At 66.8% G+C, this 13167-nt stretch carries 15 protein-coding genes; all 15 read left to right on the top strand.

The genetic code is table 11. From position 1 onward, the window contains the following. The first annotated feature begins 1 nt into the window (after position 1). The 15 genes from CDO81_RS08860 to atpD all read left to right on the top strand — a co-directional run bounded on the left by CDO81_RS08860 (position 2) and on the right by atpD (position 13099). On the top strand, positions 2-1915 hold the full coding sequence (locus CDO81_RS08860; RefSeq protein ID WP_088482812.1) for a branched-chain amino acid ABC transporter ATP-binding protein/permease: 1914 nt from the start codon (positions 2-4) through the stop codon (positions 1913-1915). An 11-nt stretch (positions 1916-1926) separates the two neighbouring features. Next, on the top strand, positions 1927-2649 hold the full coding sequence (locus CDO81_RS08865) for an ABC transporter ATP-binding protein (RefSeq protein ID WP_088482813.1): 723 nt from the start codon (positions 1927-1929) through the stop codon (positions 2647-2649). Next, positions 2646-3098: a GNAT family N-acetyltransferase gene (locus tag CDO81_RS08870; RefSeq protein WP_241516925.1), complete on the top strand. Its 453-nt coding sequence runs from the start codon at positions 2646-2648 to the stop codon at positions 3096-3098. The genes CDO81_RS08865 and CDO81_RS08870 overlap by 4 nt, the downstream gene beginning before the upstream one ends. Further along, positions 3091-3933, top strand: a complete 843-nt coding sequence (locus CDO81_RS08875) for a PhzF family phenazine biosynthesis protein (protein WP_088482815.1) — start codon at positions 3091-3093, stop codon at positions 3931-3933. Before CDO81_RS08870 ends, CDO81_RS08875 begins: the two co-directional genes overlap by 8 nt. Next, positions 3930-4646, top strand: a complete 717-nt coding sequence (locus CDO81_RS08880) for an alanyl-tRNA editing protein (protein WP_162293493.1) — start codon at positions 3930-3932, stop codon at positions 4644-4646. Before CDO81_RS08875 ends, CDO81_RS08880 begins: the two co-directional genes overlap by 4 nt. A 129-nt stretch (positions 4647-4775) precedes the next feature. Beyond that, complete coding sequence (locus CDO81_RS08885; protein ID WP_088482817.1) at positions 4776-5291, top strand: GNAT family N-acetyltransferase; 516 nt, start codon at positions 4776-4778, stop codon at positions 5289-5291. A gap of 17 nt (positions 5292-5308) precedes the next feature. Continuing rightward, positions 5309-6211, top strand: a complete 903-nt coding sequence (locus tag CDO81_RS08890) for an SMP-30/gluconolactonase/LRE family protein (RefSeq protein WP_088482818.1) — start codon at positions 5309-5311, stop codon at positions 6209-6211. Positions 6212-6304: 93 nt separating this feature from the next. Further along, positions 6305-6850, top strand: a complete 546-nt coding sequence (locus tag CDO81_RS08895; protein ID WP_158218204.1) for an ATP synthase subunit I — start codon at positions 6305-6307, stop codon at positions 6848-6850. 13 nt (positions 6851-6863) lie between these two features. Then, positions 6864-7733, top strand: coding sequence for a F0F1 ATP synthase subunit A (gene atpB, locus CDO81_RS08900; RefSeq protein ID WP_088482820.1), 870 nt, complete (start codon positions 6864-6866; stop codon positions 7731-7733). 53 nt (positions 7734-7786) lie between these two features. Further along, complete coding sequence (gene atpE, locus CDO81_RS08905; RefSeq protein WP_088482821.1) at positions 7787-8056, top strand: F0F1 ATP synthase subunit C; 270 nt, start codon at positions 7787-7789, stop codon at positions 8054-8056. A 36-nt stretch (positions 8057-8092) separates the two neighbouring features. After that, positions 8093-8563: a F0F1 ATP synthase subunit B gene (locus CDO81_RS08910; protein ID WP_088482822.1), complete on the top strand. Its 471-nt coding sequence runs from the start codon at positions 8093-8095 to the stop codon at positions 8561-8563. 2 nt (positions 8564-8565) lie between these two features. Further along, positions 8566-9111 (top strand): F0F1 ATP synthase subunit delta, encoded by a 546-nt coding sequence (locus CDO81_RS08915; protein ID WP_088482823.1) that lies wholly within the window; start codon positions 8566-8568, stop codon positions 9109-9111. Positions 9112-9153: 42 nt separating this feature from the next. Further along, positions 9154-10707 carry a F0F1 ATP synthase subunit alpha gene (gene atpA / locus CDO81_RS08920; RefSeq protein WP_088482824.1) on the top strand — a complete coding sequence of 518 codons (1554 nt, stop codon included), beginning with the start codon at positions 9154-9156 and terminating at the stop codon, positions 10705-10707. Positions 10708-10767: 60 nt separating this feature from the next. Continuing rightward, positions 10768-11640, top strand: coding sequence for a F0F1 ATP synthase subunit gamma (gene atpG, locus CDO81_RS08925; RefSeq protein ID WP_088482825.1), 873 nt, complete (start codon positions 10768-10770; stop codon positions 11638-11640). Positions 11641-11686: 46 nt separating this feature from the next. Beyond that, positions 11687-13099, top strand: a complete 1413-nt coding sequence (atpD, locus tag CDO81_RS08930; protein WP_088482826.1) for a F0F1 ATP synthase subunit beta — start codon at positions 11687-11689, stop codon at positions 13097-13099. Positions 13100-13167: the final 68 nt, after the last annotated feature.

A 13167-nucleotide genomic window follows, 5' to 3' on the forward strand; every position in this document is an offset into this window, starting at 1 on the left:
CGTGAACCTCCAGAAACTCGTCCTCGGCGCCGCGGCGATTGCCGTGCTGGCTGCCTTCCCGCTGGTCTCCGGCAACCCGTACTACATCCACCTGGTCGAGACGATCATGATCTACGCGATCGTGCTCTTCGGCCTGGACATCGTGGTGGGTTACACCGGCCAGGTGTCGCTCGGCCATGCGGGTCTTTTCGGCATCGGGGCCTACACGGCCGGCGTGCTCATCCTGAAGCTCGATGCGCCCGTCTACGCGACGCTGCCCGCCGCCATCGCGGTGGCGGCCGTGTTCGGCGCGATGCTGGCCCTGCCGGCGCTGCGCGTGACCGGGCCCTACCTCGCCATGGTGACGCTGGCTTTCGGCACCATCATCCAGATCCTCATCAACGAGATGACCTTCCTCACCGAAGGCCCGATGGGCATCACGCTGACCAAGCCGACGCTCTTCGGCCACCAGCTCGACGAGACCGAGTTCTACTGGCTCGTGATGGTCTGCCTGGTGGCGTCGCTGATCTTCGTGCACCGGGTGCTGCACTCGCAGCTGGGCCGCGCCTTCGAAGCCCTGCGCGGCAGCCCGGTTGCGTCGGACTGCATGGGCGTCTCGGTCTACCGCTACAAGGTCTACGCCTTCGTCATCTCGGCCGCGCTCGCGGGCCTGGCCGGGTCGCTGTATGCCTACTCCGAGCAGTACATCAGCCCGAACACCTACAACTTCGAGCTGACCGTGATGTTCCTGCTGGCCATCATCATGGGCGGCCGCAAGACACGCACCGGCGCGCTGCTGGGGGCGGCCATCATTGTGATGCTGCCCAAGCTGCTGGACGACCTGCAGGTCTTCCGCATCGGCGCCGTGGCCCTGGCCATCATCGTGGCCATCTCGGTGGGCGTGGCGATCAAGCGCGGCAAGATGACGGGCCAGGCCGCGGCCATCCCGGTGGTCGGCACGGTTGGCCTGGCGCTGGTGTCGTTCAAGCTCGACACCATGACCGACTGGCGGCTGTCCATCTTCGGCCTCATCACGCTGTTCGTCGTGTACTACCTGCAGGACGGCATCGTCGGCTTCGTGCGCAATGCGCTCAACCTCAAGCCCAAGGTCGAACGCGACAGCACCTCGGCGGCTGCCGCGGCTCTCACCCGCGCCAGCAGCCAAGGCGAGCCCGAGCTGCTCAAGGCCAGCAACGTGCTGATGCAGTTCGGCGGCCTGAAGGCGCTCAACAACGTCGACCTCGTCGTCAAGCGCGGCAGCATCCACGGCCTCATCGGGCCGAACGGTTCCGGCAAGAGCACGATGATGAACGTGCTCACCGGCATCTACCAGCCGACCGCCGGCACGGTGGTGTTCGCGGGCCGCACGGTCAATGGGCGCACCTCGTCGGACATCGCGCTGTCGGGCATCGCCCGCACCTTCCAGAACGTGCAGCTTTTCGGCGAGATGACCGCGCTGCAGAACGTGCTGGTGGGCCTGCACCACAGCTTCAAGAGCAACCTGCTCGACGTCGCCCTGCACCTGCCGCGCTACCTGCGCGAGGACCGCGAGCAGCGTGCCCGTGCGCATGCGCTGCTCGACTTCGTCGGCCTGGGCGAACTCGCCAGCGAGGAGGCCCGCAACCTGCCCTACGGCAAGCAGCGCCTGCTGGAGATCGCCCGCGCGCTGGCGCTGGACCCGCAGTTGCTGCTGCTCGACGAGCCCGCCGCCGGCCTGACCGCGCCTGACATCAAGGAGCTGCTGGAGATCATCCGCAAGATCCGCGATGCCGGCGTCACCGTCATCCTCATCGAACACCACATGGACGTCGTCATGAGCCTGTGCGACCGCGTCTCGGTGCTGGACTTCGGCCAGAAGATCGCCGAGGGCCTGCCCGCCGAGGTGCAGGCCGACGAGAAGGTCATCGAAGCCTACCTGGGCGGCCAGGCCAGCTGAGGACGAACAAGATGCTCACCATCAAGAACCTCAGCGCCGGCTACGGCAAGGTCCAGGTCCTGCACGGCATCTCGCTGGAGGTACCCAAGGGCCAGGTCGTGACCCTCATCGGCTCCAACGGGGCCGGCAAGACCACCACCATGCGCGCGGTCAGCGGCATGATCAAGCCCACCGGTGGCGAGATCACGCTCAACGATCGCCGCATCGATGGCCTGGAGAGCTACCACATCGCCCGCCGCGGCCTCGCACACTCGCCGGAAGGCCGGCGCGTCTTCGCGACCATGACGGTGACGGACAACCTGCGGCTCGGGGCCTTCCCGCGCTACACCGGCGAGCGGCCCAAGGGCGACATCGCGGGCGACCTGGAGCGCGCGCTGGAGCTCTTCCCGCGGCTGAAGGAGCGCCGCCTGCAACTTGCCGGCACGCTCTCCGGCGGCGAGCAGCAGATGCTGGCCATGGCCCGTGCGGTGATGCTCAACCCCGAAGTCGTGCTGCTGGACGAGCCCTCCATGGGTCTGGCGCCCATCCTCGTGGACGAGGTCTTCCGCATCATCGAGAGCTTGAAAGCCCGTGGCGTCACCATGCTGCTGGTGGAGCAGTTCGCCGCGGCCGCGCTCAAGGTGGCGGACTACGGCTACGTGCTGGAGAACGGCCGCATCGCCGTGCACGGCCCTGCGGCCAAGCTGCGTGACGACCCCGCCGTGCAGGCGGCCTACCTCGGCGGCGGGCATTGAAGGTATTGCCACCGGGCTACCGGCTCAGCTTCGACGACATCGACGCCGCGGCGGCCCACGCCTTCCTGACCACCGCCTACTGGTGCGAAGGCATCCCGCTGCCCACGGTGCAGCGGGCCATCGCGCATTCGCTGTGCATCGCGCTGCATGCCGACACGCAAGGTCAGGTCGGCTTCGCCCGTGTCGTCACCGACCGCACCACCTTCGCCTACCTGTGCGATGTCTATGTGCTGCCGGCCCATCGCGGGCAGGGCCTGGCCGATGGGATGATCCAGGCCTTGCTGGCCCATCCCGACCTGCAAGGCCTGCGCCGCTTCATGCTGTTCACGCGAGACGCCCACGCCCTCTACGCCCACCACGGCTTCCAGCCGCTGGCGACGCCGGACCGGGGCATGGAGGTCGTGCGGCCGGGGATGTACCTCACCGCCACGCCGCCTGACCATGCCTGAACTGCGCCGCTTCGTCCAAGTCGACGTCTTCACCGCCACCCCGCTCAAGGGCAACCCGCTGGCGGTCGTCGTCGATGCGGCCGGTCTGTCCGACGACGACATGGCCGCCTTCGCCCGCTGGACCAACCTCAGCGAGACGACTTTCCTGCTGCCGCCCACCGACCCTGCGGCCGACTACCGCGTGCGCATCTTCACGCCCGGCGGTGAGCTGCCGTTCGCCGGCCACCCGACGCTCGGCAGCGCGCATGCTTTCCTGGCCAGTGGCGGCGACGCCAAGAAGCCGGGCGAGGTGGTGCAGCAGTGCGCCATCGGCCTGGTACGCGTGAAGCGCGATGGCGCGCGCCTGGCCTTCGCGGCCCCGCCACTGCGGCGCAGCGGGCCGGTGGCTGAGGCCGCGCTGCGCGCGCAGGCCATCGCGGCCCTGCGCGTCGCGCCTGAGGCTTTGTTGGACCTGGTCTGGGTCGACAACGGCCCCGGCTGGATGGCCGCACGCCTGCGCGATGCCGCTGCCGTGCAGGCGCTGCAACCTGACTTCGTGACCATGCAAGGCCTCAAGCTCGGCGTGGTGGGCGCCTGGCCGGCGGGCGGCGACTGCCAGTTCGAGGTGCGCGCCTTCGTGCCCGACCTGGGCGTGCCGGAGGACCCGGTCACCGGCAGCTTGAATGCAGGTCTGGCGCTGTGGCTGCAAGGCGCGGGCCTCGCGGGAGATCACTACGTGGCCTCCCAAGGCGCGGCCCTCGGCCGGGCCGGTCGCGTGCATGTGCGCCGGGAGGCCGAGGCGACCTGGATCGGCGGCGACGTGACGCCGCTCGTCCACGGCCAGGTGAGGTTGTGATGACCGAAGAACTGTTCCGCGAAGACGCCACCCTGCTGGCCTGCGACGCCGTCGTGACCGCACAGGAAGAGGGCGGTGTGACACTGGACCGCACCGTCAGCTACCCGCTGGGCGGTGGCCAGGCGGGCGACACCGGTTGGCTCGTGGCCGGCGGCCAGCGCTGGCGGGTGACCGACACGCGCAAGAGCAAGCTCACGCCGGGCGCCATCCTGCATTGCGTCGAGGGCGAACCACCGGCGGCCGGCACGGCGGTGCGCGTCGAGATCGATGCGGCCCGGCGCCAGGCGCACCGGCGATTTCACACCGCCACCCACCTGCTGTGCGCGCTGCTGCCGTATCCGGTGGACGGCTGCTCCATCACCGAGACCTACGCGCGGCTGGACTTCCACACCGACGAGCCCTTCGACAAGGACGCCATCCAGGCTGGCCTGGCACGCTTGGTGGCCGAGGCCCATCCGGTGCGCCATCGGTGGATCAGCGAAGAAGAGCTCGACGCCAACCCCGGCCTGGTGCGCTCCATGAGCGTGCAGCCGCCGCGTGGGCTGGGCCGGGTGCGCGTGCTGGAGATCGAGGGTGTGGACCTGCAGCCCTGCGGTGGCACGCATGTCTCAAACACCGCCGAGATCGGCGCCGTGATCGTGACCAAGATCGAGAAGAAGAGTGCCAAGACCCGCAGGGTCGTGCTGGGCTTTGCCCAGCCAAGCGAAGCTTGAAGCACGCTTCTTCGGGGAGCACTCATGTGAGCGCAGCGAACGTGAGTGATCACCAAAAGAAGAGCGCCAAGACCCGGCGCGTGGTCTTGGGATTCCTGCCCTGACGGCCGTGGCTACACTGCGGCGTCTATGGCCGGCCCCGATATCCAGCTGATCACGCCCGAGTCCGCCGAGGACTGGCACGAGACCCGACTGATCCTGCGCGACTACGCCAACAGCCTGGACGTCGATCTCGACTTCCAGGGCTTCGAAGACGAGCTCGCCACGCTGCCCGGTGCCTATGCGCCGCCCGGCGGGCTGATGCTGCTGGCCGTGGTGGACGGCGCGGTGGCTGGCAGCGGCGCGTTCCGCCCCCTGCCCGATGCCGACTACGCGAATGCCTGCGAGATGAAGCGCCTGTTCGTGCGTCCCGCCTTCCGCCGCTTCGGCCTGGGCCGCCTGCTGGCCCAGAACCTGATGGACCGGGCCACCGAGGCGGGCTACTCCGCCATGCTGCTGGACACCCTCGACGACATGGAGGCCGCCCGCGGCCTGTACGAAAGCCTGGGCTTCGTCGAGGTGCCGCCGTTCTACTTCAACCCCATCCCGGGCGCGCACTACCTGAAGGCGGATCTCGGCGCATTCCGGCCGAGTTACTTCGGATAACGGCCTAGAGTGCCGGCATGGCACTGACTCACGACATCCAGCCCCTGGGCACGCATCGCTGCCTTTTGGGCGAATCGCCGCTGTGGCACCCCGACGAGGCGCAGCTGTACTGCGTCGACATCCCCGGCCGGCAGGTGCTGCGCTGGCGGGCGGGCGCCGACGCGCCGGATGTCTTCCCGCAGGATGCCGAGCCCGGCTGCATTGCGGCCCGGGTGGGCGGTGGTCTGGTGGTGGCCCGGCGCGACGGCCTGTGGGCACTGGACACGCAAACCGGCGCCACCTCGCCGCTGGCCGCGCCACCCTATGACCCGCAGCGCCAGCGCTACAACGACGGCAAGCCGGACGCCGTCGGGCGCTTCTGGGTCGGCACGCTCAGCGATGCGCGCGAGCCGGAGGCCTCGCTCTACCGCATCGGGTCGCAGGGGGCCGAGCCGCAGATCGACGGCATCGTGACCGCCAACGGGCTGGCCTGGAGCCCCGATGGCCGCGTGCTTTACCGAAGCGACACCAAGGCGCACACCGTCTGGTGCCATGATTTCGATGTGTCGACCGGCCGGGTCGGCACGGGCCGGGTGTTCGCGCAGTTCACGCCGCGGGCACCGGAGCAGCCGCTGAGCACCTACGGCGGTCGCCCGGACGGTGCGGCGGTGGATGAGTCGGGCGCCTACTGGGTCGCCATGTTCGAAGGCGCTCGGCTGCTGCGTTATGCGCCATCGGGCGAGTTGCTGGAAGACATCGCGCTGCCGGTGCGCTGCCCCACCATGCCCTGCTTCGGCGGTGAAGACCGGCGCACGCTCTTCATCACCACCGCGCGCGACAAGCGCCCGGCTGATGAGCTCGCTCGCGAGCCCTGGGCCGGTGCCGTGCTGACGCTGCGGGTCGACGTGCCCGGGCTGCCCGCCGCGCGCTGCGCGCTCTGACGCCATCGCGCATCGTTCGCGCTTCGTGGAGCGCGGCGCCAGCGTGCGCGCAGGGTCGCTTTTGGGAAACTGCGGGTTACCACATATACTCCCGTGGTTTTGCCGGCCGGCATCCGGGTCGGCGCCTCAACTCCCGTCACTGCCGACATGACTGCCGATTCCAAGGTTCGTCCTGCCAGCAGCTGGGACGACGAAGCGCCTGATTCCGAGCCCGTGCCGCCCTGGACCGCCCAGCAGGTGCAAACCCTGCTGGCGCGCGAAAAGCCCTTCTCGCCCTGGCGGGTCGTGGGTCTGCAGGCGGTGGTCGGTGGCTTGTTGGCGTTGGCGTGGTGGCTTTTGGGCTCCGCGCCGGCGCAGCAGGTGCGCTCCACGGTCTGGGGTGCGGCTGCGGTGGTGTTGCCCCATGCGCTGATGGCGTGGGGTCTGCGCCGCCGGGCCGTCCAGGCTCAGGCGGCGCTCCTGTCGTTCCTCGTGTGGGAACTGATCAAAGTGGGCCTTGCGGTCGTCATCCTGGTGGCGGCTGCATGGCTGGTGCGGGATCTGAGCTGGCCGGCCTTGCTGGTGGCGCTGATCGCGTGCCTGAAGGTACATCTGGGGGCCTGGTGGTGGTTGAGCCGGGCCGTTCAAGAAACGAATTGAGTCACTAAAGACGATGAGCAGCGAACAGCACGCGCCCAGCGCCGGTGAGTACATCACCCACCACCTGCAGCACCTGCAGAAGAACTTCGCGTTCGAAAGCGTGAAGCAAAAGGACATCGTCGACTTCAGCCTCTACAACCTCGACTCGCTGGTGTTTGCCAGTGTGCTGGGCTTCCTGGGCGTGTTCCTGCTGTGGCTGGGTGTGCGCAAGGCGACGTCCGGCGTGCCGGGCCGCTTCCAGGCCGCCGTCGAGATCCTCTTCGAGATGGTCGACAACCAGGCCAAGAGCGTCATCGACAACGCCAAGAGCCGTGCCTTCGTCGGCCCTCTGGCCCTGACCGTGTTCGTCTGGATCTTCCTGATGAACTTCATGGACATGCTGCCGGTCGACTTCCTGCCGCAGATCTGGCACAGCGCCGGTCCGGCCCTGGGCTTCAAGGACTACCTGCGCGTCGTGCCGACCGCCGACCTGTCCACCACGCTGGGCATGTCGACCTTCGTGCTGCTGCTGTGCATCTACTACAGCGTCAAGATCAAGGGCCTGGGCGGCTGGGGCCATGAGCTCATCGCCGCACCGTTCGGCGACCACTGGGCGCTGTGGCCGTTCAACTTCCTGATGCAGATGATCGAGTTCCTGGCCAAGACCGTGTCCCACGGCATGCGGCTGTTCGGCAACATGTTTGCCGGTGAACTCGTCTTCATGCTGATCGCGCTGATGGGTGGCGCGTTCGCGATGAGCGTGACTGGTTGGAGCATGGCTTTCGGCCATGTCGTCGCCGGCACGATCTGGACCCTGTTCCACATCCTCGTGATCGTGCTGCAGGCGTTCATCTTCATGATGCTCACGCTGATCTACATCGGTCAGGCGCACGACCATCACTGATCTGTTTTTCCCTTTCCCTTCCCTTTTTTCTTACTGTCTCTAGGAGATTTGAAATGAACGAAATCCTCGGTCTGGTTGCTCTGGCTTGCGGCATCATCGTGGGCCTCGGCGCCATCGGCGCTTCGATCGGCATCGCACTGATGGGTGGCAAGTTCCTGGAGTCTTCCGCTCGCCAACCCGAGCTGATGAACCAACTGCAGACCAAGATGTTCATTCTGGCCGGCCTGATCGACGCGGCCTTCCTGATCGGCGTCGCCATCGCCCTGCTGTTCGCGTTCGCCAACCCGTTCGCCGCCACGCTGCTGGCCAACCTGCCGAAGTAATCACCATCCCCTTTCAGGCTTGAAAGGAGATAAGCCGTGAACATCAACGCAACACTGTGGATCCAGTGGATCCCGTTTGCGATCCTGGCATGGGTGACGGCTCAGTTCATCTGGCCCGTCATCGCCAAGGCTCTGGACGAGCGTGCCGCCAAGATCGCCGACGGCCTTGCCGCCGCTGATCGCGCCAAGAGCGAGCTGGCGTCCGCCAACAAGGCGGTCGAGGCCCAGCTGGCCCAGACGCGCACCGAATCGACCAAGCTGCTGGGCGACGCCGAAAAGCGCGCCGCAGCCATCGTCGAAGAGGCCAAGAAGCGCGCCGAGGACGAAGCCGCCAAGATCCTGGCCCAAGCCAAGGCCGATGCCGACCAGCAGGTCGCACGTGCCCGCGAAGCCCTGCGCGAGCAGGTTGCCGTGCTGGCCGTGAAGGGCGCTGAAGCCATCCTGCACAAGGAAGTCAACGCCGGCGTCCACGCCGAACTGTTGACGCGTCTGAAGCAGGAGCTCTGACCATGGCTGAACTCGCCACCATCGCCCGCCCCTACGCCGAGGCGCTGTTCCAGGTTGCCCGCAACGCCGACCTGGCCGCATGGCGCGGCCAGCTCGACGCTCTGGCCACCGTGGCGGGTGACGCCGCGCTGCGTCAGTTCGCCGACCACCCCAAGACGTCGGCCGACCAGGTCGTTGCCGTGGCTGTCGAAGCGGCGGAGAAGCAACTGGGCCAGCCGCTGCTGCCCGGCGTGCGCAACTTCCTGCAGACGGTGGTCGAGAACCGCCGCCTGGACGCGGTGCCGGCCGCAGTTGCGCAGTTCCATACGCTGGCCAGCGGTGCCCTGGGCATCGCCGAAGCCGTGGTGGACAGCGCCTATCCGTTGGACGCGGCCCAGCTCGCCGAGCTGACTGAAGTGCTCGAAAAGCGCTTCGGTCGCAAGCTGAAGCTGGACGTGCGTGTCGACGCCACGCTGATTGGCGGCGTGCGCGCCACCGTCGGCGACGAAGTGCTCGACACCTCCGTGCGCGCCCGCCTGGAGCGCATGAAGACCGCGTTGATTGCCTAAACATCCAACCACCCAGCGCCCAGCGCTGGGCGGGAGAGCGACATGCAACTGAACCCTGCAGAAATTTCCGAATTGATCAAGAGCCGCATCGAGGGCCTGGCCCCGAGCGCGGACATCCGCAACCAGGGCACCGTCGTGTCGGTCTCGGACGGCATCGTCCGTGTGCACGGCCTGTCGGACGTGATGCAGGGCGAAATGCTCGAATTCCCGGCCGCTCCGGATGGCTCGCAGACCTTTGGTCTGGCCCTGAACCTCGAGCGCGACTCCGTCGGCGCCGTGATTCTGGGTGCCTACGAGCACGTCTCGGAAGGCGACACCGTCAAGTGCACGGGCCGCATCCTGGAAGTGCCGGTCGGCCCCGAGCTGATCGGTCGCGTCGTGAACGCGCTGGGCCAGCCCATCGACGGCAAGGGCCCGATCAACGCCAAGATGACCGACGTCATCGAGAAGGTTGCCCCGGGCGTGATCGCGCGCAAGAGCGTGGACCAACCCGTGCAGACCGGCCTGAAGTCCATCGACTCCATGGTGCCCGTCGGCCGCGGCCAGCGCGAGCTGATCATTGGTGACCGTCAGACGGGCAAGACCGCCGTCGCCATCGACGCGATCATCAACCAGAAGGGTCAGAACATGACCTGCATCTACGTCGCCATCGGCCAGAAGGCGTCGTCGATCAAGAATGTGGTGCGCGCGCTCGAACAGGCTGGCGCGATGGAGTACACCATCGTCGTGGCCGCCTCGGCGTCTGAATCGGCTGCCATGCAGTACGTGTCGGCCTACTCCGGCTGCACGATGGGCGAGTACTTCCGCGACCGCGGCCAAGACGCCCTGATCGTCTACGACGACCTGTCCAAGCAAGCCGTGGCCTACCGCCAGGTCTCGCTGCTGCTGCGCCGCCCGCCGGGCCGCGAAGCCTTCCCCGGCGACGTGTTCTATCTCCACAGCCGCCTGCTGGAGCGTGCCGCCCGCGTGAACGCCGACTACGTCGAAGCCTTCACCAAGGGTGAGGTCAAGGGCAAGACCGGCTCGCTGACGGCCCTGCCGATCATCGAGACGCAAGCCGGTGACGTGTCCGCCTTCGTGCCGACCAACGTGATCTCGATCACCGACGGCCAGATCTTCCTGGAAACCAACCTGTTCAACGCCGGTATCCGCCCCGCCATCAACGCCGGTATCTCGGTGTCGCGCGTCGGTGGTGCAGCGCAAACCAAGCTGATCAAGTCGCTGTCCGGCGGTATCCGTACCGACCTGGCCCAGTACCGTGAGCTGGCCGCGTTCGCGCAGTTCGCTTCCGATCTGGACGAAGCCACCCGCAAGCAGCTGGACCGCGGTGCCCGCGTGACCGAACTGCTGAAGCAGGCCCAGTACTCGCCGCTGTCCATCTCGCTGATGGCTGCCTCGCTGTACGCCGCCAACAAGGGCTTCATGGACAGCATCGAAGTGAAGAAGGTCCTGGCCTTCGAACACGGCCTGCACCAGTTCCTGAAGACCAGCCACGCCGCGCTGCTCGCCAAGCTCGAGAACGACAAGGCGATGGACAAGGACGCTGAAGCCGAACTGAACGCCGCGATCACTTCCTTCAAGAAGTCCTTCGCCTAAAGCCACGGAATCGCGGGGCCGAGCCTCACCGCCCAGCCCCGCACTGAACTAGGAGTTCGAATGCCTTCCAGCAAAGAAATCCGCGGCAAGATCAAGTCGGTCGAGAACACCAAGAAGATCACCAAGGCGATGGAGATGGTCGCCGCATCCAAGATGCGCAAGGCGCAGGAACGGATGCGCGCGGCTCGCCCCTACGCTGACAAGATCGGCAATATCGCGGCCGAACTGGCCAAGGCCAATCCCGAATACCGTCACCCCTTCCTCGTGAAGAACGAGCAGGCGACGGCGGCGGGCATGGTGGTCGTCACGACCGACAAGGGCCTGTGCGGTGGTCTCAACACCAACCTGCTGCGTGCCGCGACCAACAAGCTCAAGGAGCTTGAAGCCAGCGGCCAGAAGACCGACGTCGTCGCCATCGGCGGCAAGGGCCTCGGCTTCATGAACCGCGTCGGTGCCCGCGTGGTGGCGCATGCCACCCAGCTCGGCGACCAGCCCCACATCGAGACGCTGATCGGCCCCGTCAAGGTGCTGCTCGACGCCTACGCCGAAGGCAAGCTGTCGGCCGTCTACCTCTGCTACACGAAGTTCATCAACACGATGAAGCAAGAGGTGGTGGTGCAGCAGCTGCTGCCGCTGAAGGCCGCCGACATGGCCACCGAGAAGCCGGCGCACTCGTGGGACTACATCTACGAGCCCGATGCCGCCACCGTCATCGACGAGCTGCTCGTGCGCTACACCGAAGCCCTGGTCTTCCAGGCGGTCGCCGAGAACATGGCCAGCGAGCAATCCGCCCGCATGGTGGCCATGAAGGCCGCGACCGACAACGCCGGCACGCTGATCGGTGAGCTCAAGCTGGTCTACAACAAGACCCGCCAGGCCGCGATCACGAAGGAACTCTCCGAGATCGTCAGCGGCGCCGCCGCTGTGGGTTGATCGAGCAGTTCGGCACGCACAAGATTTGAATTGAAGGAACGCACAAATGGCTAACACTCAAGCCCAAGGCAAGATCGTTCAGTGCATCGGCGCCGTGGTGGACGTGGAATTCCCGCGCGACCAGATGCCCAAGGTGTACGACGCCCTGAAGATGGAAGGCTCGGCGCTGACGCTGGAAGTCCAGCAGCAGCTGGGCGACGGCGTGGTGCGCACGATTGCGCTGGGTTCGTCCGACGGCCTGCGCCGCGGCACCCAGGTCTACAACACCGGCGACACCATCAAGGTGCCGGTGGGCAAGGCCACCCTCGGCCGCATCATGGACGTGCTGGGCAACCCGATCGACGAGCGCGGCCCGGTGTCCTCCGAGCTGACCGCCTCCATCCACCGCGCAGCCCCCGCCTACGACGAGCTGAGCCCGTCGCAGGACCTGCTCGAAACCGGCATCAAGGTGATCGACCTGATCTGCCCGTTCGCCAAGGGCGGCAAGGTGGGTCTGTTCGGTGGCGCCGGCGTCGGCAAGACCGTGAACATGATGGAGCTCATCAATAACATCGCCAAGGCGCACAGCGGTCTGTCCGTGTTCGCCGGCGTGGGTGAGCGCACCCGTGAGGGCAACGACTTCTATCACGAGATGTCGGACTCCAACGTGGTCGTCCAGGACAAGCTGGAGGACTCCAAGGTCGCCATGGTCTACGGCCAGATGAACGAGCCCCCGGGCAACCGTCTGCGCGTCGCGCTGACCGGCCTGACCATCGCCGAGTCCTTCCGTGACGAAGGCAAGGACGTGCTGTTCTTCGTGGACAACATCTACCGCTACACGCTGGCCGGTACCGAAGTGTCCGCTCTGCTGGGCCGCATGCCGTCCGCCGTGGGCTACCAGCCGACGCTGGCCGAGGAAATGGGCCGCCTGCAGGAGCGCATCACGTCGACGAAGGTCGGCTCGATCACGTCCATCCAGGCCGTGTACGTGCCGGCGGACGACCTGACCGACCCGTCGCCTGCCACCACCTTCGCCCACTTGGACGCCACCGTCGTGCTGTCTCGCGACATCGCCTCGCTGGGTATCTACCCCGCCGTGGACCCGCTGGACTCGACCAGCCGCCAGATCGACCCGAACGTCGTCGGCGAAGAGCATTACACGACCACCCGTGCCGTGCAGGCCGTGCTGCAGCGCTACAAGGAACTGCGCGACATCATCGCCATCCTGGGCATGGACGAACTGTCGCCGGAAGACAAGCTGGCCGTGGCCCGCGCCCGCAAGATCCAGCGCTTCCTGTCGCAGCCTTTCCACGTCGCCGAAGTGTTCACGGGCACCCCGGGCAAGTACGTGCCGCTGAAGGAAACCATCCGCGGCTTCAAGATGATCGTCAACGGTGAGTGCGACGCGCTGCCGGAGCAGGCCTTCTACATGGTCGGCACCATCGACGAGGCGTTTGAGAAAGCCAAGAAGATTCAATAAGACGGACCGGGGCGCTGCATGCGCCCCGTCTCCCGAATCTTCTTCTTCAAGCCAAGTTAAAGGACGGA

Origin of the sequence: Roseateles puraquae, from assembly GCF_002205845.1 — a bacterium.
Classification (GTDB): domain Bacteria; phylum Pseudomonadota; class Gammaproteobacteria; order Burkholderiales; family Burkholderiaceae_C; genus Pelomonas; species Pelomonas puraquae.

Excerpts from the sequence above, each read along its gene's own strand:
- CDO81_RS08865 (WP_088482813.1), top strand. The coding sequence starts at position 1,927 with ATGCTCACCATCAAGAACCTCAGCGCCGGCTACGGCAAGGTCCAGGTC.
- CDO81_RS08875 (WP_088482815.1), top strand. The coding sequence starts at position 3,091 with ATGCCTGAACTGCGCCGCTTCGTCCAAGTCGACGTCTTCACCGCCACC.
- CDO81_RS08885 (WP_088482817.1), top strand. The coding sequence starts at position 4,776 with ATGGCCGGCCCCGATATCCAGCTGATCACGCCCGAGTCCGCCGAGGAC.
- CDO81_RS08890 (WP_088482818.1), top strand. The coding sequence starts at position 5,309 with ATGGCACTGACTCACGACATCCAGCCCCTGGGCACGCATCGCTGCCTT.
- atpB (WP_088482820.1), top strand. The coding sequence starts at position 6,864 with ATGAGCAGCGAACAGCACGCGCCCAGCGCCGGTGAGTACATCACCCAC.
- atpE (WP_088482821.1), top strand. The coding sequence starts at position 7,787 with ATGAACGAAATCCTCGGTCTGGTTGCTCTGGCTTGCGGCATCATCGTG.
- CDO81_RS08915 (WP_088482823.1), top strand. The coding sequence starts at position 8,566 with ATGGCTGAACTCGCCACCATCGCCCGCCCCTACGCCGAGGCGCTGTTC.
- atpA (WP_088482824.1), top strand. The coding sequence starts at position 9,154 with ATGCAACTGAACCCTGCAGAAATTTCCGAATTGATCAAGAGCCGCATC.
- atpG (WP_088482825.1), top strand. The coding sequence starts at position 10,768 with ATGCCTTCCAGCAAAGAAATCCGCGGCAAGATCAAGTCGGTCGAGAAC.
- atpD (WP_088482826.1), top strand. The coding sequence starts at position 11,687 with ATGGCTAACACTCAAGCCCAAGGCAAGATCGTTCAGTGCATCGGCGCC.